General features: G+C 70.4%; 18 protein-coding genes. 17 read left to right on the forward strand and 1 reads right to left on the reverse strand.

All coding sequences use genetic code 11. The features are described from left to right. The first annotated feature begins 70 nt into the window (after positions 1 to 70). From ACFZDA_RS34705 to ACFZDA_RS34740, 8 genes are all read left to right on the forward strand, one after another. Complete coding sequence (locus ACFZDA_RS34705) at positions 71 to 505, forward strand: hypothetical protein (RefSeq protein WP_391089315.1); 435 nt, start codon at positions 71 to 73, stop codon at positions 503 to 505. 134 nt (positions 506 to 639) lie between these two features. After that, entirely contained in the window at positions 640 to 1,785 is a 1,146-nt protein-coding gene (locus ACFZDA_RS34710; protein WP_391089374.1) for a pyridoxal-phosphate dependent enzyme, read from the forward strand. Then, entirely contained in the window at positions 1,782 to 3,083 is a 1,302-nt protein-coding gene (locus ACFZDA_RS34715; protein ID WP_391089317.1) for an MFS transporter, read from the forward strand. Before ACFZDA_RS34710 ends, ACFZDA_RS34715 begins: the two co-directional genes overlap by 4 nt. 175 nt (positions 3,084 to 3,258) lie before the next feature. Continuing rightward, entirely contained in the window at positions 3,259 to 4,344 is a 1,086-nt protein-coding gene (locus tag ACFZDA_RS34720) for an S-(hydroxymethyl)mycothiol dehydrogenase (RefSeq protein ID WP_391089319.1), read from the forward strand. Beyond that, entirely contained in the window at positions 4,344 to 4,979 is a 636-nt protein-coding gene (locus ACFZDA_RS34725) for an MBL fold metallo-hydrolase (RefSeq protein ID WP_391089321.1), read from the forward strand. The genes ACFZDA_RS34720 and ACFZDA_RS34725 overlap by 1 nt, the downstream gene beginning before the upstream one ends. A 171-nt stretch (positions 4,980 to 5,150) precedes the next feature. After that, positions 5,151 to 5,513: a bifunctional 3-phenylpropionate/cinnamic acid dioxygenase ferredoxin subunit gene (locus tag ACFZDA_RS34730; RefSeq protein WP_037673830.1), complete on the forward strand. Its 363-nt coding sequence runs from the start codon at positions 5,151 to 5,153 to the stop codon at positions 5,511 to 5,513. After that, positions 5,510 to 6,673, forward strand: a complete 1,164-nt coding sequence (locus ACFZDA_RS34735; RefSeq protein WP_391089324.1) for an FAD-dependent oxidoreductase — start codon at positions 5,510 to 5,512, stop codon at positions 6,671 to 6,673. The genes ACFZDA_RS34730 and ACFZDA_RS34735 overlap by 4 nt, the downstream gene beginning before the upstream one ends. A gap of 37 nt (positions 6,674 to 6,710) precedes the next feature. After that, on the forward strand, positions 6,711 to 7,841 hold the full coding sequence (locus ACFZDA_RS34740; RefSeq protein ID WP_391089326.1) for an SRPBCC family protein: 1,131 nt from the start codon (positions 6,711 to 6,713) through the stop codon (positions 7,839 to 7,841). Position 7,842: 1 nt separating this feature from the next. Here ACFZDA_RS34740 and ACFZDA_RS34745 read toward each other — a convergent pair whose 3' ends face one another. Next, positions 7,843 to 8,589, reverse strand: a complete 747-nt coding sequence (locus ACFZDA_RS34745) for an IclR family transcriptional regulator C-terminal domain-containing protein (protein WP_391089376.1) — start codon at positions 8,587 to 8,589, stop codon at positions 7,843 to 7,845. Between the two features lie 208 nt (positions 8,590 to 8,797). Here ACFZDA_RS34745 and betA point away from each other — a divergent pair, with 208 nt between their 5' ends. The 9 genes from betA to ACFZDA_RS34790 all read left to right on the forward strand — a co-directional run bounded on the left by betA (position 8,798) and on the right by ACFZDA_RS34790 (position 22,264). After that, entirely contained in the window at positions 8,798 to 10,456 is a 1,659-nt protein-coding gene (gene betA / locus ACFZDA_RS34750; RefSeq protein WP_391089328.1) for a choline dehydrogenase, read from the forward strand. Positions 10,457 to 10,653: 197 nt separating this feature from the next. Further along, positions 10,654 to 12,123: an aldehyde dehydrogenase family protein gene (locus tag ACFZDA_RS34755; RefSeq protein ID WP_391089330.1), complete on the forward strand. Its 1,470-nt coding sequence runs from the start codon at positions 10,654 to 10,656 to the stop codon at positions 12,121 to 12,123. A gap of 20 nt (positions 12,124 to 12,143) precedes the next feature. Beyond that, positions 12,144 to 13,232: a betaine/proline/choline family ABC transporter ATP-binding protein gene (locus ACFZDA_RS34760; protein ID WP_391089332.1), complete on the forward strand. Its 1,089-nt coding sequence runs from the start codon at positions 12,144 to 12,146 to the stop codon at positions 13,230 to 13,232. Beyond that, positions 13,232 to 15,232, forward strand: a complete 2,001-nt coding sequence (locus tag ACFZDA_RS34765) for an ABC transporter permease subunit (protein WP_391089334.1) — start codon at positions 13,232 to 13,234, stop codon at positions 15,230 to 15,232. The genes ACFZDA_RS34760 and ACFZDA_RS34765 overlap by 1 nt, the downstream gene beginning before the upstream one ends. A gap of 13 nt (positions 15,233 to 15,245) precedes the next feature. Then, on the forward strand, positions 15,246 to 16,208 hold the full coding sequence (locus tag ACFZDA_RS34770) for a glycine betaine ABC transporter substrate-binding protein (protein WP_391089336.1): 963 nt from the start codon (positions 15,246 to 15,248) through the stop codon (positions 16,206 to 16,208). 226 nt (positions 16,209 to 16,434) lie between these two features. Further along, positions 16,435 to 18,873 carry an FAD-dependent oxidoreductase gene (locus ACFZDA_RS34775; protein ID WP_391089337.1) on the forward strand — a complete coding sequence of 813 codons (2,439 nt, stop codon included), beginning with the start codon at positions 16,435 to 16,437 and terminating at the stop codon, positions 18,871 to 18,873. A gap of 21 nt (positions 18,874 to 18,894) precedes the next feature. Next, entirely contained in the window at positions 18,895 to 19,755 is an 861-nt protein-coding gene (locus tag ACFZDA_RS34780; RefSeq protein ID WP_391089339.1) for a bifunctional methylenetetrahydrofolate dehydrogenase/methenyltetrahydrofolate cyclohydrolase, read from the forward strand. Continuing rightward, a complete protein-coding gene (glyA, locus tag ACFZDA_RS34785) occupies positions 19,752 to 21,035 on the forward strand; it encodes a serine hydroxymethyltransferase (RefSeq protein WP_391089341.1) in 1,284 nt (427 codons plus the stop codon). Before ACFZDA_RS34780 ends, glyA begins: the two co-directional genes overlap by 4 nt. Then, positions 21,032 to 22,264, forward strand: coding sequence for a sarcosine oxidase subunit beta family protein (locus ACFZDA_RS34790; RefSeq protein ID WP_391089343.1), 1,233 nt, complete (start codon positions 21,032 to 21,034; stop codon positions 22,262 to 22,264). The genes glyA and ACFZDA_RS34790 overlap by 4 nt, the downstream gene beginning before the upstream one ends. The last annotated feature ends 19 nt before the right edge of the window (positions 22,265 to 22,283 follow it).

Here is a 22,283-nt window from a genome sequence, read left to right on the forward strand (position 1 = left end):
CACCCTGCCCGCCGTTCCTTCCTGCCGTGGCTGCCGCCGCGGCAGGAAGGGGCGAGCGCACGGAGACCCTGTGCCGACACCCTCCCGTACCTCCACGCCTGCCCCGCGCGCCCCGGCCGACTCGTGCCGGCGCCCGCTTCTCGCTCTGCTGTCCGGAGCCCTGCTCGTGATGCTCGGGCTGTGCGCCCTGCCGCACGGGCAGTTCGAACAGCCCGAGCGGCTCGCACCCGCCGTCGCCACGGCCTTCGGACGGCCGGCGGTGGCGAGCGACGTCGTGCCTCATGGGCCGCACCGGCACCACGAGGCCGAGGAGTGCGGCCTGGACGGGGCCGCCCGCACGACGGCGCAGACCGCACACCAGCCACCCGCCGAGGCGGGGACGACCGCACTCGCCGCCCTCCCCGAGGCTCTCGTACGGCCGCAGCCCCGGCGTCGGCAGTTCCGCACCCGCATAAGACGTACCGGCAGAACCGCGCTGGTCCGCACCTCGCGGTGGCGTATCTAGACCTCTCGCTCGCGGCCGGCCCCGCCCGGCTGCCGCGCGACGGCCCCACAGCCCCGGACGGAGCGACCGTCCCGGTGCGGCCGTGGCGCGAGATGAACGTGCACCGCGTACTCATCGAGCGAGAGCGAAAAGACATGCAGTCGATGACGAACACCGCCGCCATGCCCGAGCGGTCCGCCTTGTCGGCGCTGGTGGGCAACACGCCGCTGCTGCGGGTGTCCCAGCCGCTGACGCCCCCCGACCGCGGCTTCTGGGCGAAACTGGAGGGCTTCAACCCCGGCGGCATCAAGGACCGGCCGGGTCTGCACATGGTGGAACGCGCCCGCTCCCGGGGCGACCTGCGGCCCGGCGCCCGGATCATCGAGTCCACCAGCGGCACCCTCGGACTCGGCCTCGCCCTGGCCGGAATGGTGTACGGCCACCCCGTCACCCTGGTCACCGACCCCGGCCTGGAGATGTCGATGACGCGGCTGCTGACCGCGTACGGCGCCCAGGTCAACGTCGTATCCGAGCCGCACCCCACCGGCGGCTGGCAGCAGGCTCGCCGTGAGCGCGTGGAGCAGCTCGTGGCGCGGCATCCGGATGCGTGGTGCCCGGATCAGTACAACAACCCGGACAACACCACCGCCTACACCCCGCTCGCCCTGGAACTGGCGTCCGAGCTGGGCCACATCGACGTCCTGGTGTGCAGTGTCGGCACGGGCGGGCACTCCGCCGGCGTCTCCCGGGTACTGAAGCAGCTCTACCCCGAGCTGAAGCTGGTCGGCGTCGACACCATCGGCTCCACGATCTTCGGCCAGCCGGCCCGGCCACGGCTGATGCGGGGCCTGGGGTCGAGCATCTACCCCCGCAACGTCGCCTACGGCCAGTTCTCCGAGGTCCACTGGGTGGCCCCCGCCGAGGCGGTGTGGACCAGCCGCCAGTTGGCCGGCTCGCACTACGCCACCGGCGGGTGGAGCGTCGGTGCCGTCGCCCTGGTCGCCGGATGGCTGGCCCGCACCCTGCCCGCCGACAGCAGGATCGCCGCGATCTTCCCGGACGGTCCGCAGCGTTACCTCGGGACGGTCTTCGACGACGACTACTGCGGCGCGCACGGCCTCCTCGACGCCCCACCCGCTCCCGAACCGGAGGTGATCGGGCGCGTGGACGAGAAGGAGGTCGCTCGCTGGACCCGGTGCACCACCGTGGTCGACCCGCTCGCCCTGGCCGAGCGGGCACAGGAATCCGACGTGCTCGACGCACTCGACCGCGAGGCCGACGCCGCGGAGGAGAACCGGTGAAGGGCACCCTCGCACAGGTACGCGGTCACGAACGCAGCGTCCAGCTGTTGATGGTCAATCAGTTCACCATCAACCTGGGCTTCTACATGCTGATGCCCTACCTGGCCGCTCACCTGTCCGGCACCCTCCAACTGGCCGGCTGGATGGTCGGACTGGTCCTCGGCGTGCGGAACTTCAGCCAGCAGGGCATGTTCCTCGTCGGCGGCACGCTCGCCGACCGGTTGGGGTACAAGCCGATGATCGTGGCCGGATGCGTGCTGCGCACCGCCGGCTTCGCCACGCTCGGCCTGGTCGACTCACTGGCCGCGCTGATCGCCGCCTCCGCGGCCACCGGGCTCGCCGGGGCACTGTTCAACCCGGCCGTCCGGGCGTATCTCGCCGCGGACGCGGGGGAGCGCAGGGTCGAGGCGTTCGCCCTGTTCAACGTCTTCTACCAGGCCGGCATCCTGCTGGGTCCCGTCGTGGGCATGGTGCTGACCGGCGTGGACTTCCGCGTCACCTGCCTGGTCGCGGCGGGGATCTTCGCGCTGCTGAGCATCGTGCAGATCCGTGCCCTGCCGGCGCGACGGGCCGACGACACCCAGGGCGGCAAGGAGGTGCAGGATCGCGAGGGCGTGCTGGCCCAGTGGCGCGGCATCCTCGCCAACCGGCCGTTCCTGCTCTTCTCCGGCGCCATGATCGGCTCGTACGTCCTCTCCTTCCAGGTCTATCTCGCGCTGCCGCTGGAGGTACGACGGGTCGGCGGTGACGGGGAGTTCGGCACAGCGGCGGTGGCCGCGCTCTTCGCCGTCTCCGGGCTGAGCACGATCGCCGGCCAGACGCGGGTGACCGCCTGGTGCAAGGCCCGCTACGAGCCGGGCCAGTCCCTGAGCCGGGGACTGGCCGCGATGGGCCTGGCCTTCGTGCCGCTGTCGCTGGCCACCGCGGTGCCCATTCCGGACTCGGGCGTGGGCCTGTGGCTGCTGGCCGCGGTACCGCCCATGCTGGCCGCGCTGCTGCTGGCCGTCGGCACGATGATCGCCTATCCCTTCGAGATGGACACCATCGTCCGCCTCTCCGGTGACCGGCTCGTCGCCACCCACTACGGGCTCTACAACACCATCTGCGGCATCGGCATCACCCTCGGCAACCTCCTCACCGGCGCGTCGCTCGACGCCGCCCGCGAGGCGGGGATGCCCGCGCTGCCGTGGATCTGCCTGTGCGCACTCGGCCTCGGCTGCGCGGCCGCCCTGTGGGGTCTGCATCGGACGGGCCGTCTGGCGGCTCCGGCGGCCGGGCCGCAGCCCGTCGCCGCCTGACCGCATGAACCGCTGACCGTGTGCGGCTGGATCGGATCAGCCGCACACGTGTCGGCCCGGCCGCAACCGGGCTCTTGACCCTCGGTGCGCTCCTCCGCGATGCTCGGTTGCGTATAGCGGTGCGTGTAGCGAATGAGGCAACGCACTCGCGAGATTCCCGCTTGAGGAGCAGCTCATGGCTCACGAGGTTCGTGCTGTCGTCGCCCGTAAGAAGGGCGCACCCGTCTCCGTCGAGACGATCGTCGTCCCCGATCCCGGTCCGGGGGAGGCACTGGTCAAGGTCGAGGCCTGCGGCGTCTGTCATACCGATCTCCACTACCGCGAGGGCGGGATCAACGACGACTTCCCCTTCCTGCTGGGGCACGAGGCGGCAGGTCGCGTCGAGGCGGTCGGAGAGGGAGTCACCGGCGTCGCGCCCGGCGACTTCGTCATCCTCAACTGGCGTGCGGTGTGCGGCCAGTGCCGGGCCTGCAGCCGGGGCAGGCCCTGGTACTGCTTCGCCACCCACAACGCCACACAGCCGATGACGCTGCTCGACGGCACCCCGCTCTCGCCGGCGCTCGGCATCGGCGCGTTCGCGCAGAAGACGCTGGTCGCCGCCGGGCAGTGCACCAAGGTGGACCCGGCAGCCCCGGCGGCGGCAGCCGGTCTGCTCGGGTGCGGCGTCATGGCGGGCTTCGGTGCGGCCGTGAACACCGGTGCCGTCGGCCGGGGCGACTCCGTCGCCGTCATCGGCTGCGGCGGCGTCGGAATGGCCGCCGTCGCGGGGGCGAGGCTGGCCGGAGCGAGCAAGGTCATCGCCGTCGACATCGACCGGCGCAAGCTGGACCGGGCCATGGCCATGGGGGCCACCCACACGGTCGACGGGGCGAAGGGTGACGTCGTGGAAGCGGTGCGCGAGCTCACGGGCGGCTTCGGCGCGGACGTCGTCGTGGAGGCGGTCGGCCGCCCCGAGACGTACCGGCAGGCCTTCTACGCCCGCGACCTGGCCGGCACGGTCGTGCTGGTCGGCGTGCCCACCCCGGAGATGAAGGTGGAGCTGCCCCTGCTCGACGTCTTCGGGCGGGGTGGCTCGCTGAAGTCCAGCTGGTACGGCGACTGCCTGCCCTCCCGCGACTTCCCGGCCCTCATCGACCTGTATCTGGGAGGCCGGTTCGACCTGGACGCGTTCGTCTCCGAGACCATCGGCCTCGGTGACGTGGAAGAGGCCTTCGAGAAGATGCACCGCGGCGACGTGCTGCGCTCGGTGGTGGTGCTGTGATGGCCGGCGCGCCGCGCATCGAACATCTCGTCACCAGCGGGACCTTCAGCCTCGACGGCGGGACCTGGGACGTCGACAACAACGTCTGGATCATCGGCGACGACGACGAGGTGGTCGTCATCGACGCGGCCCACGACTCCGACGCCGTCCTGGCGGCCGTCGGCGACCGTCGGCTGTCGGCCGTCGTGTGCACCCACGCGCACGACGACCATGTGCGCGCCGCGCCGGACGTCGCCCTGGCCACGGGCGCGCCCATCCTCCTGCACCCCGACGACCAGGTGCTGTGGAAGATGACGCACCCGGGCCGGCGTCCCGACAGGCCGCTCACCGACGGCGATGTCCTCACGGTGGCGGGCCTCGGCCTGCGTGTCCTGCACACGCCCGGACACGCTCCGGGTGCCGTGTGCCTGTACGCACCCGACCTGGGTGCGCTGTTCAGCGGTGACACGCTGTTCGCCGGCGGGCCCGGCGCGACGGGGCGCTCGTACAGCGACTTCGGCACGATCATCGGCTCCATCGGTGACCGGCTGCTGACGCTCCCGGGCGAGACGGTCGTCCACACCGGACACGGCGAGACGACGACCGTCGAGGCGGAGGCGCCGCACCTGGAGGAGTGGGCCGCCCGCGGCTGGTGAGCGCACCTCACCACGCTGACCTGCGTTTCCTATGGCGCAGGAAGTTGTGCATTACGCAACGCAGATTGAGGGCGTCAGGTGTCCCGCGAACTGCTTGACAAGCGTTTGAAGGCGCCCTCAAACTGGCGTTGCGTTCACCGCAATCCGTTTCGCTATACGCACCGAGGTGTCATGATGATTGCCGCGTGCCGTCTCGTGGATCTGCCCCGAGGCGAGGCCCACAGGCTCGACATCGACCCGCCGGTCTCGGTGTTCCACACCGACGACGGCGAACTCTTCGCCATCGACGACACATGCACCCACCAGGACGCCTCGCTCGCCGACGGCTGGCTGGAGGGCTGCGAGGTCGAATGCCCGCTGCACGCCTCGAAGTTCAACCTCAAGACCGGAGCCGTCGACGCCCCGCCGGCCAAGCTCCCGGTGCGCACGCACGAGGTCTTCGTCGAGGACGGCATGATCTACGTCCGGCTGTCCACGGCAGCCCCGAACCTGCCCCCCTGCATCGCCGCCCGGCTCGCCGGGGGCGTCGCGTGAGGACCGTGGCCGTGGTCGGCGCGTCGCTGGCCGGCCTGTCGACGGCGCGCTCGCTGCGCAAGCAGGGATACGACGGACGGCTGGTCGTCATCGGCGACGAGATCCACCGCCCTTACGACAGGCCGCCCCTGTCCAAGGAGTTCCTGGCCGGCGGCATCGGCGAAGCCGAGCTCGCGCTGGAGCCGGACGACGAGGACCTGCGAGCGGAGTGGCTGCTCGGAGCCCGCGCCGCCGGACTCGGCACCACGCCCCGCGCCGTGCGGCTCACCGACGGCCGCGAGGTGCGGGCCGACGGCATCGTCATCGCCACGGGCGCCGCCGCCCGGACCCTGCCCGGCACGGACGGACTGGCCGGTGTGCACACCCTGCGCACCCTGGACGACGCCCGGGCCCTGCGGGACGAACTGGCCCGGGGCGGACGCCTGGTCGTGATCGGCGGCGGCTTCATCGGTGCCGAGGTCGCCTCCACCGCCTCCGCGCTCGGCCTCGACGTGACCATCGTCGAGGCGGCGCCCACCCCCCTGGCCGGACCGCTCGGCGCGGCCATGGGACGCATCGTCTCCGCCCTCCACGCGGACCACGGCGTACGCCTGTTGTGCGGCGTGGGCGTCAAGGGGCTGAGCGGCGAGACCCGGGTCGACGCCGTCCTGATGGAGGACGGCCGCAGCATCCCCGCCGACATCGTCGTCGTGGGGGTCGGGGCCCGTCCCTGCGTGGAGTGGCTGGCCGGATCCGGCATCGCACTCGACGACGGCGTCAGGTGCGGTGCGGACGGCCGCACCAGCCTGGCCGGAGTGGTCGCGGTAGGCGACTGCGCCTCCTGGTACGACCCGCGCGCGGGCACCCACCGTCGCGTCGAGCACTGGACCGGCGCCCGGGAACGCGCCGATGCGGCCGTCGCCGCCCTGCTGTCCTGGGGCGAGTGCGAACCGGCCCTGCCCCGGCCGCCGTACTTCTGGTCCGACCAGTACGGCGTGAAGATCCAGTTCGCCGGCAACGCGGCCCGCGCCGACAGTGTGACGATCGAGGCGGGCGCCGCGGACGACCGCGACGTCCTCGCCGTCTACCGGCGTGCCGGACACCCGGTCGCCGTGCTCGGGATGAACCAGCCGAAGCTGTTCACGCGCTGGCGCAAGCAACTCGCGGCCAAGGCGCCCTGACCGGGGCGATCCACCACACTTCCCCGAGGAGTGCACAGTGACCTCGACCGGCCTGCCGGACAGCCTGATCGCCACCCTCCCCGGCTCCTCCTACACGGATCCCGCGGTCTTCGCCCAGGAGCAGGAACGCATCTTCGAGGCGATGTGGTTCTGCGCCGTGCGCTCCGCCGACCTCGCCCGGCCCGGTGCCTTCCGCACCGTCGAGGTGGGCCGCGAGAGCGTCCTGATCACCCGGGCCCGGGACGCCTCCGTCCGTGCCTTCCTCAACGTCTGCCGACACCGCGGAGCCAGGCTCTGCACGGCGCAGGCCGGGGAGGTCAAACGCGCCTTCCAGTGCCCCTACCACGCCTGGACCTACGACCTGACGGGCAAACTCGTCGCGGCGCCCAACCTCACCAAGATGCCGGACGTCAGCCGCACCGAGTACGGCCTGGCGGCGGTGGCCACGCGGGAATGGCTCGGCTATGTGTGGGTGTGCCTCGCGGCGAACCCGCCCCCTTTCGACGATGTCGTGGACGATGTGGTCGCGCGCCTGGGCGACACGGAGTCGATCGAGCACTACGACATCGACAACCTCGACGTCGGCCGGCGGATCGTCTACGACGTGAAGGCGAACTGGAAGCTCATCGTCGAGAACTTCATGGAGTGCTACCACTGCGCGACGATCCACCCCGAACTGACCGAGGTGCTCCCCGAGTTCGCCGACGGCTACGCCGCCCAGTACTACGTCGGACACGGCGCGGAGTTCGGCTCCGAGGTCAAGGGCTTCACCGTCGACGGCTCGGAAGGCCTCGACCGCATTCCGGGCATCACCGAGGAACAGGACCGCCGCTACTACGCGATCACCGTCCGGCCGCAGGTGTTCATCAACCTGGTGCCCGACCATGTGATCTTCCACCGGATGTATCCGGTCGCCGTGGACCGCACCATCGTCGAATGCGACTGGCTCTACCTCCGGCACGTCGTCGAGAGCGGCAAGGACGTCAGCCGGTCGGTGGAGCTCTTCGACCGGGTCAACCGGCAGGACTTCGACGCGTGCGAGCGCTGTCAGCCGGCGATGAGCTCCCGGCTCTACGCCAAGGGCGGAGTGCTCGTGCCCAGCGAGCACCACATCGGCGCGTTCCACGCCTTCGTCCAGGAGCGCCTCGGCATGGGGCGGCCGCAGTAGCTCAACCCAGGTAGCCCATGCGGTGGCTGATCTCGTCCGCGCCCTTGACCAGCACCGGAGCGAGGTCGTGCATCCGGTCCTCGGTGAGCCGGTACGCCGGTCCCGAGGCGCTCAGCGCCGCGACGACCTCGCCGTCCCTGTTGCGGACCGGGGCGGCCATGGCGTGCAGTCCCACCTCGAACTCCTCCAGGGTCCAGGAATAGCCTCGTTCGAGCGCCTCGGCGAGGTTCCTCTCGAGCTTCGTCTTCGCGGTCAGCGTGCGGGGGGTCAGCTTCTTCAGGCCGGTCTCCGACAGCAGCGCGGCACGCTCCTTCGGCGGCATGTGGGCCAGCAGGATCTTGCCGCTGGAGGTGGCGTGAAGCGGCGTCAGCTGGCCGACCCAGTTGAACGCCGTGACAGCGCCGGGACCGCGCACCTGGTACAGGTTGATCGCGTAGTGCTCCTGCATCACCGCGAGGTTCACGGTCTCGCCGATCTCCTCGGCGAGACGCTCGCAGACCGGGCGGCTCTGCTGGGTGATGTCGATACGGCCGGTGACCGCGCCGGCGAGCCGGACGAGGCCGAAGCCGAGACGGTACTTGCCGCGCTCGCCCGCCTGTTCCACCAGGCCGCGCACCTCCAGGGCGCCGAGCAGCCGGAACGCGGTCGACTTGTGGACATCGATCTCGGCGGCCACCTCGCTGACTCCCGCCTCGCCGCGCCGGGCCAGGATTTCCAGCACGGTGATGGCGCGGTCGACGGACTGCACCCCACCGGTCGGCGCGGTTGTCGTTTCGGCATCTGCAGGGTAGTTGCTCACAACGCAACTATACGGGCGTTAAACATAGCGGCCAGCGGTGCAGGTCAAGGCCCTGTGCAGAACTCGGAGAAGTTGCGCGGCTCGCAACCTGGTGCACATAGCGGTACGAGTACTAGCATGCCGCGCATTCTCAACGGCGCGAGCGAGACGAGGCCCCATGGCTCAGGTGCAGTACGACTTCGTCATCGTCGGTGGTGGATCGGCCGGCAGTGCGCTGGCCAACCGGCTCTCCGCGGACCCGGGCAACCAGGTGCTGGTCCTGGAGGCCGGCCGGCCCGACTACCCCTGGGACGTCTTCATCCACATGCCCGCGGCGCTGACCTACCCGATCGGCAGCCGGTTCTACGACTGGAAGTACGAGTCCGAACCGGAGCCCCACATGGGCGGCCGGCGCGTCTACCACGCGCGGGGCAAGGTGCTGGGCGGTTCCAGCAGCATCAACGGCATGATCTTCCAGCGCGGCAACCCCATGGACTACGAGCGCTGGGCGGCCGACCCGGGCATGGAGACCTGGGACTACGCGCACTGTCTGCCGTACTTCCGGCGGATGGAGAACTGCCTCGCCGCCGACCCGGACGACGAGTTCCGCGGTCACGACGGCCCTCTCGTCCTGGAGCGCGGCCCGGGAACCAGTCCGCTGTTCGAGGCCTTCCTGAAGGCCACCGAGGAGGCGGGCCACGCTCCCACCGACGATGTGAACGGCTACCGGCAGGAAGGTTTCGCCCGGTTCGACCGAAACGTCCACCGCGGCCGCCGCCTCTCGGCCTCCAAGGCCTACCTCAAACCCGTACGCAAGCGCCCCAACCTCACGATCAGGACACGCGCTCTGGTCACTCGCGTCCTCTTCGAAGGCAAGAAGGCCGTGGGCGTCGAGTACCGGCGGGGCCGTGGCAGACCCCAGCGGGTGCGTGCCCGCGAAATCATCCTGTGCGGAGGGGCCATCAACTCCCCGCAACTGCTCCAGCTCTCGGGCGTCGGCAACGCCGGGGAACTGCGCGCCCTCGGCATCGACGTCGTACACGATCTGCCGGGCGTCGGCGAGAACCTCCAGGATCACCTGGAGGTGTACATCCAGTACGCCTGCAAGCAGCCCGTCTCCATGCAGCCGTACCTCGCGAAGTGGCGCGCTCCCTTCATCGGCCTCCAGTGGCTCCTGCGCACGGGCCCCGCCGCGACCAACCACTTCGAGGCGGGCGGCTTCGTCCGTGGCAACGAGGACGTGGCCTACCCCAACCTGATGTTCCACTTCCTGCCCGTCGCGGTCCGCTACGACGGCTCCGTGCCCGCCGGCGGGCACGGCTATCAGGTGCATGTCGGGCCCATGTACTCCGACGCCGTCGGCTCGGTGAAGATCAAGAGCAGGGACCCGGCCGAGCACCCCGAACTGCGCTTCAACTACCTGTCCACCGAGCAGGACCGCCGCGAGTGGGTCGAGGCCGTCAGGGTCGCCCGCAGGCTGCTCAATCAGCCCGCCATGGCCCCCTACAACGCCGGGGAGATCTCGCCGGGGCCGTCCGTCGAGACGGACGAGGAGATCCTCGCCTGGGTCGCCAAGGACGGCGAGACGGCGCTGCATCCGTCATGTACCTGCAAGATGGGCACCGACGAGACGGCCGTCGTGGATCCTGCCAGTATGCGGGTGCACGGGGTGGAGGGTCTGCGTGTCGTCGACGCGTCGGTGATGCCGTACATTACCAACGGAAACATCTACGCACCGGTGATGATGATCGCGGAAAAGGCGGCCGACCTCATCCTGGGGAAGGATCCACTGCCACCGTCCGCCGCCGCCTATTACCGGCACCGTCCCCTGCCGTAACCAGCAGTTTTCAGACAGCCGACCGGCCCGGAGGGCGAGGTGTACCGGGCCTGCCGGTGCTGCGCCCTCGTGGCTGTCTCCTTGGCGAAACCGTCATCGCCAACCCCTTGACGTGGGTTGCGGCCTTCTCCAGAGTGTTCCACCACAAGCAATTCGATGCACGATGCGCAACGCTATTCGCTCGAAGGGCCCTCGACGTGGCAGACCTGTACGTGGACGGAAAATGGCGGGATCCCGTGGCCGGCGGCCACCGGGAGATCCGCTGCCCCGCCGACGGCTCGCTCTCCGTGACGGTCTCCGAAGGCACCCGCCCCGACGCCGAGGCGGCCATCGCCGCGGCCCGCCGGGCCTTCGACGACGGGCCCTGGCCGCGCACCCCCGAGCGCGAGCGCGGCGCGCTCCTCCTGCGCACCGCCGACCTCCTCGAACGCGACGCCGACGCCTTCGCCCGCGCCGAATCGCTGGACACCGGCAAACGGCTGGTGGAGAGCGAGTACGACATCGCCGACGTCGTCTCCTGCTTCCGCTACTACGGAGGGCTCGGCGGCACCGACGCGGGCCGGGTGATCGACACCGGCCGCGACGACGCCGTCAGCCGCGTCGTGCACGAGCCGATCGGCGTGTGCGCACTGATCACCCCCTGGAACTACCCCTTGCTCCAGGCGAGTTGGAAGGTCGCGCCCGCTCTCCTCGCGGGCAACACGATCGTCCTCAAGCCCAGTGAGCTCACCCCCTCGACGTCCGTCCTGCTGATGAAGGCGCTGGCGGAGGCCGGGCTTCCGGACGGTGCCGCCAACCTCGTCCTGGGCGCCGGGCCCGAGGTGGGCGCACCGCTCGCCGAGGACCGGGCCGTCGACATGGTCTCCTTCACCGGCGGCCTGGACACCGGCAGACGCATCATGGCCACCGCCGCCGCGACCGTGAAGAAGGTCGCGCTGGAACTCGGCGGCAAGAACCCCAATGTCGTCTTCGCCGACGCCGACTTCGAGACGGCCGTGGACTTCGCGCTCACGGCCGTCTTCCTGCATTCGGGCCAGGTCTGCTCGGCCGGCGCCCGGCTGATCGTCGAGGACGCGCTGCACGACCGGTTCGTCGACGAGGTGGTCCGCCGCGCCCGGCGGATCCGGCTCGGCGGTCCCTTCGATCCGCACGCCGAGACCGGCCCGCTGATCTCCGCCCAGCACCTGGCGAAGGTCGAGGCGTACGTCGCGGCCGGTCTCGCCGAGGGCGCCGTCCTGCGCTGCGGCGGCGCACGCCCCGACGACCCGGCCCTGTCCGGCGGCCACTTCTACCCGCCCACCGTGCTCGACGAGTGCGGTCAGGAGATGCGGGTGGTGCACGAGGAGTCCTTCGGGCCCGTGCTCACCGTCGAGCGCTTCACCGACGAGGACGACGCCGTACGCATCGCCAACGACACCGAGTACGGACTCGCCGGCGCCGTCTGGACCCAGGACGCCGGCAAGGCCCAGCGGGTCGCCCGCCGGCTGCGTCACGGCACGGTGTGGATCAACGACTACCACCCTTATGTGCCGCAGGCGGAATGGGGCGGGTTCGGGCACTCCGGCGTGGGCCGGGAGCTGGGCCCGACCGGCCTGGACGAGTACCGGGAGCCCAAACACATCTGGCAGAACATCCAACCCAGGCCGCAGCACTGGTTCCGCGGCTGAACGCCGAAAAGAGGTCGAACATGACCCCAGCAACGACCGAGGTGCCGCAGCGGCGCGGCACACCCCAGGACTCGGCAGGCACGCCGGTCATCTCCGTACGCGAGATGTGGAAGGTGTTCGGACCGAAGGCGGACCAGGTACCGGTCTCCGAGGAGCTACGCGGGCTCACCCGCCGCGAACTGATGGACCGTACCGGATGCACCGCCGCCGTGCGCGACGTGAGCTTCGACGTCGCGCCCGGCGAGGTGTTCGTCGTCATGGGCCTGTCCGGCTCCGGCAAGTCCACCCTGGCGCGCTGTCTGACCCGGCTCATCGACCCCACCGCCGGCGAGATCCTCTTCGAGGGCGAGGACATCCGCGACGCGGACGCGGGCCGCCTGCGCGAGCTGCGCCGGAGCAAGTTCTCCATGGTCTTCCAGCACTTCGGGCTGCTGCCGCACCGGCGGGTCGTCGACAACGTGGCCTTCGGGCTGGAGATACGCGGCATGAGCCGGGCCGAGCGCACCAGGCGGGCCCTGGAGGTCGTCGAACTCGTCGGCCTCTCCGGGTACGAGAACTCCTACCCCGACCAGCTCTCCGGCGGTATGCAGCAGCGCGTCGGTCTCGCCCGCGCACTCGCCGGCGACCCGGACGTGCTCCTCTTCGACGAGCCGTTCTCGGCGCTCGACCCGCTGATCCGCCGCGACATGCAGAGCGAGGTCATCCGGCTGCACCACGAGGTCGGCAAGACGATGGTGTTCATCACCCACGACCTGTCCGAGGCGCTCAAGCTGGGCGACCGCATCCTCATCATGCGCGACGGCAGGACCGTCCAGTGCGGCACCGGCGACGAACTGGTCGGCGCCCCCGCCGACGACTACGTACGCGACTTCGTCAGGGACGTGCCCCGCGGTGACGTCCTGACCCTGCGGTGGATCATGCGCCCGGCGGAGCCCGACGACCCCCTGGACGGCCCCGAACTCGGCCCCGACGTCGTGGTGAAGGAGGCCACGCGCGCGGTGCTCGCCGCCGAGAAGCCGGTCAAGGTCGTCGAGGACGGCAAGCTGCTCGGCATCGTCGGCGACGAGGAGATCCTCGCGGTGGTCGCCGGGCAGGAAGGCGACGCGTGATGACCGTCGCGATGGAGAAACCGGAGAAGACCGGGACCGTCGAACCACCCGCCCCCGCCCGGCGCGTGCGGACGGTCAACCGCGCCGTGGTGGTGGCCGCGATCCTGCTCCTCTGGCTGGTGCTCTTCGCCGTGCTGCGCGGCAAGCAGACCCTGTCCCTCGCGGCGGCCGACCTGACCGATCTGCACCGGTGGTTCAACGACGTCAACGACTCGATCGGCGCCGACCGCAACTCCAACCCCCTGTTCCTCTACTTCTTCAACGAGATCCGCCTGGTCATCGACACCCTGGTGACCTTCGTCCAGGAGCTGATCTCGCAGCCGACCGCGGACCGCCCGGTTCCGCAGATCGGCTGGCTCGGCGTCGTCGGCATCGCCGGCTATGTCTCCTGGGCCGTGGGCAACTGGCGGGTGGCGCTGCTGGCCGTGGCCGGTTTCACCTTCCTCGGCCTGCAAGGGCTCTGGCAGGAGAGCATGGACACCCTGGCGCTGACCCTCTCCGCGGTCTTCGTCGCGCTGCTGTTCGCCATTCCCCTCGGCGTGTGGGCCGGGCTGTCGGACCGGTTCCACCGGATCATCACGCCGTTCCTGGACTTCATGCAGACGATGCCGACCTTCGTCTATCTGGCGCCGCTGACCCTGTTCTTCCTGATCGGTCCCGCCTCGGCCACGATCGCCACCGCCATCTACGCGGCGCCCCCGGCGATCCGCATCACCGCGCACGCCATCCGCTCCGTACCCGAGACCACGGTCGAGGCGGCGGACTCGATGGGCGCGACGCGGCGGCAGGCGCTGCTCAAGGTCCTGCTGCCGATGTCCAAGCGGACCGTGGTGATGGGCGTCAACCAGACCATCATGGCCGCCCTGGCCATGGTGACCATCGCGGCCCTGATCGACGCGCCCGGCCTCGGCAAGACCGTCGTCCAGGCCCTGCAGTCGCTGGACGTCGGCACGGCCTTCAACGCCGGTCTGGCCATCGTCGTCATGGCCATCGTGCTGGACCGGGTCACCACCGCGGCGAGCGCACGGGCGGAGACGGCCCGGGGCTCGTCCAGCCCCTTCCTCAAGTGGCGGCGGCAGCTGCTCGCCGCAGGCGCCGTGGTGGCGCTGGTGCTGGCATACCTGTCGCACACGTACGTGTGGGCGGCCGAGTTCCCCGGCGACGGCGGCCTCGGCAGCGGCATCGCCAGGACGGCGGCCGATGTGACCACCTGGGCACAGGACAACCTGTCGGGCCTGACCAACGCCTTCCGCGACGCCCTCACCAACGGCCTGCTCAATCCGTTCCAGACCGTGCTCACCGACTCCCCGTGGTGGCTCGTCGGCGCCGCCCTCGTCGGCCTCGGCACGGTACTCGGCGGGTGGCGCGCCGGGATCACCACGGCCGTGTGCGTGGGCCTGCTGGTCGGTACCGGTGTCTGGTCGGACGGCATGACGACACTGGCGTCCACGGCGGTGGCGACGGTGCTGGTCATGCTGCTCGGCGTCGTCCTCGGGGTGTGGATGGGACGCAGCGCGCTCGTGGACCGGCTGCTGCGGCCCACCCTGGACGCGGCCCAGGTCATGCCGCCGTTCGTCTATCTCGTGCCGTTCCTCGCGCTGTTCGGCGCGACACGGTTCACGGCCATCATCGCCGCGGTCGTCTACGCGGCACCGGTCGCCATCAAGATCATCGCGGACGGGGTGCGGGCCGTGCCCGAGACCACCGTCGAGGCGGCCACGTCCACCGGATGCACCACCTGGCAGATCATCACCAAGGTGCAACTGCCCATGTCCCGGGGCGCCCTGACCCTCGCGACCAACCAGGGCCTGATCTACGTGCTGTCGATGGTCGTGGTGGGCGGCCTGGTGGGTGCGGGCGCCCTCGGCTACGACGTCGTGGCCGGGTTCTCACAGGGCCAGCTGTACGGCAAGGGACTCGCGGCGGGGCTCGCCATCGTCCTGCTCGGAGTCATGTTCGACCGGATCACTCAGGCAGCGGCTCGCCGCGCCGGCGCATAAGGAGCACCACACCATGGCACGACACTTCAGAGCCGGCGCTGCCGGCCTGGCCGTCCTCGGCCTCACCCTCACGGCCTGTTCGGGCGCGAAGGTCGGCGACGACAGCGCGGGCGGCTCGGGCAGCTCGGGCAAGTGCGGCACCTTCAACCTCGCGATCAACCCCTGGGTCGGCTACGAGGCGAACGCGGCGGTCCTCGCCTACGTCGCCCAGCACGACCTCGGCTGCAAGGTCGAGCAGAAGAACCTGAAGGAGGAGATCGCCTGGCAGGGCTTCGGGACGGGCGAGGTCGACGCCGTCGTCGAGAACTGGGGCCACGACGATCTGAAGAAGAAGTACATCACCCAGCAGAAGACCGCCGTCGACGCGGGCCCGACCGGCAACGAGGGTCTCATCGGCTGGTACGTGCCGCCGTGGCTGGCCAAGGCGCACCCGGACATCCTGGACTGGAAGAACCTGAACAAGTACGCGTCGAAGTTCAAGACCTCGGAGTCGGGCGGCAAGGGGCAGCTCCTCGACGGCGACCCCTCGTACGTCACCAACGACGAGGCGCTGGTGAAGAACCTCAAACTGGACTTCAAGGTGGTGTACGCGGGCAGCGAGACCGCGCTCATCCAGGCGTACCGCAACGCCGAGAAGAACAAGGAATGGGTGATCGGCTACTTCTACGAGCCGCAGTGGTTCCTGTCCGAGGTGCCGCTCAAGAAGGTCAGCCTGCCCGAGTACAAGACGGGCTGCGACGCCGACGCCGAGAAGGTCGCCTGCGACTACCCGGTGTACAAACTCGACAAGATCGTCAGCGCCAAGTTCGCCAAGTCGGGCAGCCCGGCCTATGACCTGGTGAAGAAGTTCACCTGGACGAACGACGACCAGAACACCGTGGCCAAGTACATCGCGGTGGACAAGATGGCGCCCGAGGCCGCGGCGAAGAAGTGGGTCGAGGCCAACCGCGACAAGGTCGACGCCTGGATCAAGTAGGGCGCACGACTGTTTGTGCGAACCCCGCCGGAAAGGTCCGGCAGGCTGTGTCTCCAGCCTGCCGGGCCTCTTCGTTTTCTGGTGATTCCTCCCCGCCGCTTCCGGGGTTTTTCAGGCGTCGCGGACCCCTTGACACGCCTGTCCACGGCGGGCACATTGAGTTGCGCAACCTGAACTCTGTTGCGCACACAGCAACTGCATCGCTTTCAACGTCGGAGGTGCGGCGATGGCGGGACCCCGGGTGGTCATCATCGGAGCGGGCGTCGTGGGGGCAGCGCTCGCCGATGAGATCTCCGCGCGAGGCTGGACCAACGTGACCGTCGTCGACCAGGGCCCGCTGCCCGCCACCGGGGGATCGTCGTCGCACGCCCCGGGCCTGGTCTTCCAGACCAACCCCTCCAAGACCATGACCGAGATGGCCCGCTACACCGTCGAGAAGTTCTGCTCGCTCGACGTCGACGGCGAGCCCTGCTTCCTCCAGGTCGGCGGGCTGGAGGTGGCGACCAGCCCGGAGCGCGTCGCGGAGCTCCAGCGGCGCCACGGCTGGCTCACCTCCTGGGGCATCGAGTCCCGGCTGCTGAGCACCGAGGAGTGCGTCGCACAGCACCCGCTGGTCAACCCGGACAAGGTCCTCGCCGGCCTCCATGTGCCCACGGACGGCCTGGCGAAGGCGGTCCTCGCCGTCGAGGCGCAGATCCGCCGGGCCACCGAGCGCGGCGTGCGCTTCCTCGCCCGCCACGAAGTCCTCGACGTCCCAAGGGCCGACGGCGAGGTGACCGGCGTCCTCACGGACCAGGGCGAGATCCCCGCCGACATCGTCGTGTGCTGCGCCGGCATCTGGGGCCCGAGGATCGCCCGCATGGCCGGCATGAACCTCCCGCTCACGCCGCTCGCCCACCAGCTCGCCTGGACGGGCCCGGTACCGGCCCTGGCGGGTCAGACGCGGGAGGCGGTCCGCCCGATCCTGCGCCACCAGGACGCCGACCTCTACTACCGCGACCGCTTCGACACCCTGGGCATCGGCTACTACGGCCACCGCCCGATGCCGCTCTCCGCCGACGACATCCTCTCCGTGGACGAGGCCGAGGACATGCCGTCCGTCCTGAAGTTCACCGAGGAGGACTTCGAAGCGGCCTGGAGCGAGACCCAGTCGCTGCTCCCCGCGACCAAGGACGCCAAGGTCGAAGAGGGCATCAACGGCCTGTTCTCCTTCACCACCGACGGCCTGCCGCTGCTCGGCGAATCCCCGGACCTCAAGGGCTTCTGGGTCGCCGAGGCCGTCTGGGTCACCCACTCCGCGGGCGTCGGACGGGCCATGGCCGAGTGGCTGGTCGACGGCCACTGCTCCTCGTTCGACCTGCACGAGTGCGACGTCAACCGCTTCGAGCCGCACCAGCTCTCGCCCGAGTACGTGCTGGCCCGCGACTGCCAGAACTTCGTCGAGGTCTACGACATCCTCCACCCCCTCCAGCCGTCGGGGGAGCCGCGCCCGATCCGCACGAGCCCGTTCCACGCCCGCCAGCAGGAATCGGGCGCCTTCTTCCTGGAGGCGAACGGCTGGGAGCGCCCGCAGTGGTACGAGGCCAACGCGAGCCTGGTCGAAGGCCGTTCCATCCCGACCCCCAACGACTGGGCCGCGCGCTACTGGTCGCCCATCGTCGGCGCCGAGGCCCAGGTCACCCGCGAGACCGTCGCGATGTACGACATGACGGCCCTCAAGCGCCTGGAGGTGAGCGGCCCCGGTGCCGCCGCCTTCCTGGAGCGGCTGTGCACCGGCAAGGTCGCCAAGTCCGTCGGCTCGGTGACGTACACGCTGCTGCTCGACCACGACGGCGGCATCCGCAGCGACATCACCGTCGCCCGGCTGGCCCCCGACCGCTTCCAGGTCGGCGCCAACGGCAACCTGGACCTCGACTGGTTCACCCGTCACCTCCCGGCCGACGGCACGGTCCAGGTCCGCGACATCACACCCGGCACGTGCTGCGTCGGACTGTGGGGCCCGCGCGCCCGCGAGGTCCTGCAACCCCTGACGGACGCGGACTTCTCCAAGGACGGTCTGAAGTACTTCCGCGCCAAGCGCGCCCACATCGGCTCCGTCCCGGTGACGGCCATGCGCCTGTCATACGTCGGCGAACTGGGCTGGGAGCTGTACACCACAGCCGACCTGGGCCAGAAGCTGTGGGACACCCTCTGGCAGGCGGCCGAACCGCTGGGCGGCATCGTCGCCGGCCGCGGCGCCTTCAACAGCCTGCGTCTGGAGAAGGGCTACCGCTCCTTCGGCACGGACATGACCTACGAGCACGACCCCTACGAGGCCGGAGTCGGTTTCGCCGTCAAGCCCGACAAGGACGACTTCATCGGCAAGGCGGCGCTGGAGCGGCGCAGGGCCGACGTGCGGCGGAAGCTCACATGCCTCACGATCGAGGACCCGAGGGCCGTCGTGATGGGCAAGGAGCCGGTGTACGACGGTGACGACGCGGTCGGGTACGTCACGAGTGCGGCCTACGGCTACACGATCGGCAAGGGCATCGCCTACGCGTGGTTGCCGGCCCGTCTTGCCGCTCCGGGGACCGTGGTGCACATCGGGTACTTCGACCAGTCCGTCGAGGCAGTGGTGGCCGAAGAGCCGCTGTTCGATCCGACGATGTCCCGTCTTCGTGGCTGAGTTCGCCGGAAGGAACTCCAGGTGATGGCACAACTCCTCGACGGCAAGGCGACCGCCGCCGCCATCCGTCACGAACTCGCCGAGCGTGTGGCCAAGTTGACCGCGACCACCGGTCGAGCGCCGGGTCTCGGTACCGTGCTGGTCGGTGACGATCCCGGCAGTCACGCCTACGTCGGCGGCAAGCACCGCGACTGCGCCCAGGTGGGGATCGCCTCCCTCCGCCGGGAGCTGCCCGCCGACGCCTCGCAACAGCAGGTCGAGGACACGATCGACGAACTCAACGCCGACCCTGCCTGCACCGGCTACATCGTCCAGCTCCCGTTGCCGCGCCATCTCGACGCGGGCGCCGTACTGGAACGCATGGACCCGGCCAAGGACGCCGACGGACTGCACCCCGTCAACCTCGGCCGGCTCGTCCTCGGCGTCGAGGCCCCGCTGCCGTGCACCCCGCGCGGCATCCTCGAACTGCTCCGCCGCCACGACGTGCCGCTCGCGGGAGCGCGGGTGTGCGTGATCGGCCGGGGCATCACCGTCGGACGGCCCATCGGACTGCTGCTCACCCGCAGGTCCGAGAACGCCACCGTGACCCTGTGCCACACCGGAACCAAGGGCCTGGCCTGGCACGTACGCGAGGCGGACATCGTCGTCGCGGCCGCCGGCTCGCCCGGACTGATCACCAAGGACATGCTGCGCCCCGGCGCGGCCGTCCTCGACGTCGGCATCACCCGCACCGACCAGGACCTGGTGGGGGACATCCACCCGGACGCCGCCCAGGTCGCCGGATGGCTGGCGCCGATGCCCGGGGGCGTGGGCCCCATGACCCGGGCCATGCTGCTCGCCAATGTCGTCGAGGCCGCCGAGAGGAACGCGAACGCCGTATGAACGCGCTGAACACCCCCCTGGCGGAGCTGGACCCCGAGGTCCACACCGCGCTCCGCGCCGAACTGCACCGCCAGCAGTCCACCCTGGAGATGATCGCCTCCGAGAACTTCGCCCCCACCGCCGTGATGGAGGCCCAGGGCTCGGTCGCGACCAACAAGTACGCCGAGGGCTACCCCGGCCGCCGCTACTACGGCGGCTGCGAACACGTCGACGTCATCGAACGGCTGGCCATCGAGCGCGTCAAGTCCCTCTTCGGCGCGGGCTTCGCCAACGTGCAGCCCCACTCGGGCGCCCAGGCCAACACCGCCGTCTTCTTCGCCCTGCTCCAGCCCGGCGACACCGTCCTCGGCCTCGACCTCGCGCACGGCGGGCACCTCACGCACGGCATGCGCATCAACTACAGCGGCAAGATGCTGAACATCGTGCCGTACCACGTGTCCGAGGGGGACAACCTCGTCGACATGGACGAGGTCGAGCACCTCGCCAAGGAACACCGCCCCAAGATGATCATCGCCGGCTGGTCGGCGTACCCGAGGCAGCTGGACTTCGCGGCCTTCCGCAGGATCGCCGACGAGGTGGGCGCGCTGCTGATGGTCGACATGGCGCACTTCGCGGGACTGGTGGCAGCGGGACTGCACCCCAACCCCGTCCCGCACGCCCACGTCACGACCACCACGACCCACAAGACCCTCGGCGGCCCGCGCGGCGGCGTCATCCTCACCGACGAGGCCGACCTCGCCAAGAAGATCAACTCGGCGGTGTTCCCCGGCATGCAGGGCGGCCCACTGGAGCACGTCATCGCCGCGAAGGCGGTGTCGTTCAAGGTCGCCGCGTCACCGGAGTTCGCCGAACGCCAGGCCCGCACGCTCGCCGGCTCCCGCCTCCTCGCCGAACGCCTCACCCGGGCGGACGCGGCGGCGGCCGGGGTGAAGGTCCTGACCGGAGGAACGGACGTCCACCTCGTCCTGGTCGACCTGCGCGACTCGGAGCTCGACGGCCGGCAGGCCGAGGACCTGCTCCACGAGATCGGCATCACCGTCAACCGCAACGCCGTGCCCTTCGACCCGCGCCCGCCCATGGTGACCTCGGGCCTGCGCATCGGCACCCCGGCCCTGGCCGCCCGCGGCTTCACGGAGGCCGACTTCGCCGAGGTCGCGGACGTGATCGCCCTCGTGCTCCAGCCGGACCCCGACGTGGCCGCCCTGCGCGCCCGCACGGAGGCCCTGGCCGCCCAGCACCCGCTCTACCCCCACCTGTCCGAGGACGGAGACGCCCGATGAGCCCCCGCACCCCCGGCGCCGAGCTCCCCGAACACCCCGACTGGCTGTGGCGCAACCCCGAGCCCAAGCGCTCGTACGACGTCGTCGTCGTGGGCGGCGGCGGCCACGGTCTGGCCACCGCCCACTACCTGGCGAAGAACCACGGCATCACCAACGTCGCCGTGCTGGAGAAGGGCTGGCTCGCGGGCGGCAACATGGCCCGCAACACCACGATCATCCGCTCCAACTACCTCTGGGACGAGAGCGCCGGCATCTACGAACACGCGCTCAAACTGTGGGAGGGCCTCGCCGAGGAGCTCGACTACCCGATCCTCTTTTCCCAGCGCGGCGTGCTGAACCTCGCCCACAGCCTCCAGGACGTCCGCGACAGTGTGCGCCGCGTCGAGGCCAACCGCCTCAACGGCGTGGACGCCGAGTGGCTCGACGCGGACGGCGTCAAGGACGTCTGCCCGATCGTCAACATCTCCCCGGACGTGCGCTATCCGGTCCTGGGCGCGACCTACCAGCCGCGCGCGGGCATCGCCAAGCACGACCACGTGGCGTGGGGCCTGGCCCGCTCCGCCGATGCCGCCGGGATCGACATCATCCAGAACTGCGAGGTGACCGGCCTCGACGTCGTCGGCAACCGGGTGGTGGGGGTACAGACCACCCGCGGCCCGATCGCGGCGGGCAAGGTCGCGCTCTGCTCGGCGGGTCACACCTCGGTGCTCGCGGCCATGGCGGGCATCGAACTCCCCCTCCAGAGCCACCCCTTGCAGGCACTCGTGTCGGAGCTGCTCGAACCCGTCCACCCGACGGTCGTCATGTCCAACGCGGTCCACGTGTACGTCAGCCAGGCCCACAAGGGTGAACTGGTCATGGGAGCGGGCATCGACGCGTACAACTCCTACACCCAGCGCGGCGCCTTCCACATCATCGAAGAGCAGATGTCGGCGGCCCTGGAGCTCTTCCCCGTCTTCGCCCGGGCCCACGTCCTGCGCACCTGGGGCGGCATCGTCGACGTCAGCCCCGACGCCTCCCCGATCATCGGCCTCAGCCCCGTGGACAACCTCTACCTCAACTGCGGCTGGGGAACCGGCGGCTTCAAGGCCACCCCGGGCGTCGGCTGGGTCTACGCCCACACCATCGCCCACGACACACCGCATCCGCTGAACGCCCCCTTCTCGCTCGACCGTTTCACCACCGGCGCGCTCGTCGACGAGCACGGCGCGGCCGCGGTGGCCCACTAGGACCATCAGGGAGTCCGAC

This window comes from Streptomyces sp. NPDC007991, from assembly GCF_042958445.1.
Lineage (GTDB): Bacteria > Actinomycetota > Actinomycetes > Streptomycetales > Streptomycetaceae > Streptomyces.

Excerpts from the sequence above, each read along its gene's own strand:
- ACFZDA_RS34760 (WP_391089332.1), top strand. The coding sequence starts at position 12,144 with ATGACCCCAGCAACGACCGAGGTGCCGCAGCGGCGCGGCACACCCCAG.
- ACFZDA_RS34720 (WP_391089319.1), top strand. The coding sequence starts at position 3,259 with ATGGCTCACGAGGTTCGTGCTGTCGTCGCCCGTAAGAAGGGCGCACCC.
- ACFZDA_RS34710 (WP_391089374.1), top strand. The coding sequence starts at position 640 with ATGCAGTCGATGACGAACACCGCCGCCATGCCCGAGCGGTCCGCCTTG.
- ACFZDA_RS34770 (WP_391089336.1), top strand. The coding sequence starts at position 15,246 with ATGGCACGACACTTCAGAGCCGGCGCTGCCGGCCTGGCCGTCCTCGGC.
- ACFZDA_RS34775 (WP_391089337.1), top strand. The coding sequence starts at position 16,435 with ATGGCGGGACCCCGGGTGGTCATCATCGGAGCGGGCGTCGTGGGGGCA.
- ACFZDA_RS34725 (WP_391089321.1), top strand. The coding sequence starts at position 4,344 with ATGGCCGGCGCGCCGCGCATCGAACATCTCGTCACCAGCGGGACCTTC.
- glyA (WP_391089341.1), top strand. The coding sequence starts at position 19,752 with ATGAACGCGCTGAACACCCCCCTGGCGGAGCTGGACCCCGAGGTCCAC.
- betA (WP_391089328.1), top strand. The coding sequence starts at position 8,798 with ATGGCTCAGGTGCAGTACGACTTCGTCATCGTCGGTGGTGGATCGGCC.
- ACFZDA_RS34790 (WP_391089343.1), top strand. The coding sequence starts at position 21,032 with ATGAGCCCCCGCACCCCCGGCGCCGAGCTCCCCGAACACCCCGACTGG.
- ACFZDA_RS34730 (WP_037673830.1), top strand. The coding sequence starts at position 5,151 with ATGATGATTGCCGCGTGCCGTCTCGTGGATCTGCCCCGAGGCGAGGCC.
- ACFZDA_RS34765 (WP_391089334.1), top strand. The coding sequence starts at position 13,232 with ATGACCGTCGCGATGGAGAAACCGGAGAAGACCGGGACCGTCGAACCA.